The sequence below is a fragment of the Mesorhizobium sp. M1E.F.Ca.ET.041.01.1.1 genome, assembly GCF_003997355.1.
Lineage (GTDB): Bacteria > Pseudomonadota > Alphaproteobacteria > Rhizobiales > Rhizobiaceae > Mesorhizobium.
In genome coordinates this window covers 1-1,835 of record NZ_RZSL01000885.1, presented here as the reverse complement: position 1 = coordinate 1,835, position 1,835 = coordinate 1, and the positions used below count along the sequence as shown (strand labels likewise).

Genomic DNA, 1,835 nt, shown 5'->3' with positions numbered 1-1,835 from the left:
CTTTTCGGCAAAGCCAGTTCATTGACTGCGGCCCGGATCACCTCGCGCCACCGGAGACTGGCGCGACTGGACCGTAAACCCGCCGGGCGAGTCCCCAACAACCTCAAGCCCGGCGAGCCTACAACCCGATCTGGAACGCGATCGGGACCGGGATCAACCGGCATATCTCACGGTGCAAGACGGGTGCCAGCGGGACCGTCCCGGAATGGGACAGCGGTGGATGGCCTTCCCTTCTAGTCTAGCGGGCAAAGAGATGCGTCTTATGGAAAAGGGTGCGTCACCCCGGCACGCAGCCTTTCAGCTCCGGAAACTTCTCGTCGAAGCGCGCGGCCCAGCGGACCAGCCGGCCGCGGCCCTTTTCCCATTGGCCGGCGAAGCGCAGCGCGAGATAGCCGAGGGCAGCGCGCAGCGCCATCTGGCCGGCGGTGATCTTCTTCGGCAGCTTCGGCGGGTTGGCGTTGATAAGGTCGAGCGCGGTCGTGATCTTCGCCCACTGGCGGTCGAGCCAGGGCTGATAGACCATGGTGTCGGGACGCGTGCGCCGCTCATAGACCATCGACAGCGCGCAGTCGCATATGCCGTCGGCCAGCGCCTCCAGCACTTCGGCCTCGAGCCGCTTGTCGGGATTGCGCGGGAACAGCGCGTTCTTCGACAGCCGGTTGAGATGCTGGGTGATCGCCCTGCTGTCATGGATAGTGCGGCCGTCCTCCAGCACCAGCACCGGAATCTTGCCCAGCGGATTGGCCGAGATCAGCTCCGCCGGCTTGTCCTCCGTCTTGACCGGGACGAGGTCGATGGCGATGCCGGCATAGGCGGCCGCCATGCGGACCTTCGAGCTGTAGGGTGAGGCGGAGGCGTAGAGCAGCTTCGGCATGATCAGGTTCCTGGTTGTTTGCGCGCACTGTTGACCGTATGGGCTTCCGAGGGCAACGGCCAGCGTCGCCAAAACCTGCCGCCAGCCTGACAGAAGCTTTGGTTGACGGGATGCCTGTCGTTGCTACCGTTCCATGATGATGGTTCGTTCGTCGCCGTGGAAACTGTCCCGGACCGGTCGGAAGCCAAGCCTAGAATAGAATGGCTCCGCGGTGACCGAGGAAGGCACTGTCAGCACCGTCACACCATTTGCCCGCGCGGTTTGCTCGATCTCCAGCATCAGCCGCCTGCCGACGCCACGCCGTTGAAATCCAGGATCGACAAACACGGATCGAACCATCGCTCTATCCAGACTCGCAGTTCCCACGATTCTGTTGCCGACGATGGCGACCAATACCTGACGCTGCTTGAAGAGCTGCAGCATTGCCGAAGGGCTGAAGCTCCGCTCGACGCGGGCGATGATTTCCGGCGAGTAGTCCCTGGCGTTGGTTTCACGCAGAGCGGCCACGATCAGGCGGCTCACCGGTTCCGCGTCGTCCTAGCTCGCCGGACGAACTATAAGTGCCAAAGCCATGAAGCATTCGTCTCGCATCCTAGCCGCTGCGAATCTGGCATGACGCAGTTCCCCTCGCCCGACGGCCGGATCGATCCTGCCAATGTGCACTGGTCACCGCAACAAAAAGCTCCCGGAAGTTTTGCCGATGGCAAAATTTCCGAGAGCTTTAGGAGGAGCGTGCGTTCCGACTCCGCTCGCTATCACGCCGAGCCGGCGGGAGGGGCGCCTCGACGGCACCCGCCCTCACCCATCGCGGCCCGCAAGCGAAGCTACGCGATCACTTCTTGGCAGGCGCCTTCTTTGCCGGCGCCGCCTTCTTCACCGCTGCCGTCGATTTGGCGGCTGCTGCTTTCATCGGCGCCTTGGCGGCGGGCTTTGCCGCTGCCTTTGCGGCAGGCTTGGCGGC

Annotated in this window: 2 protein-coding genes; both read right to left on the bottom strand. The window is 63.7% G+C overall.

The window, feature by feature from the left end:
- Positions 1 to 277: 277 nt before the first annotated feature.
- Complete coding sequence (locus EOA38_RS35455; protein ID WP_126094791.1) at positions 278 to 874, bottom strand: glutathione S-transferase; 597 nt, start codon at positions 872 to 874, stop codon at positions 278 to 280.
- A gap of 123 nt (positions 875 to 997) precedes the next feature.
- On the bottom strand, positions 998 to 1,396 hold the full coding sequence (locus EOA38_RS35450) for a GNAT family N-acetyltransferase (RefSeq protein WP_245464736.1): 399 nt from the start codon (positions 1,394 to 1,396) through the stop codon (positions 998 to 1,000).
- Between the last annotated feature and the right edge of the window lie 439 nt (positions 1,397 to 1,835).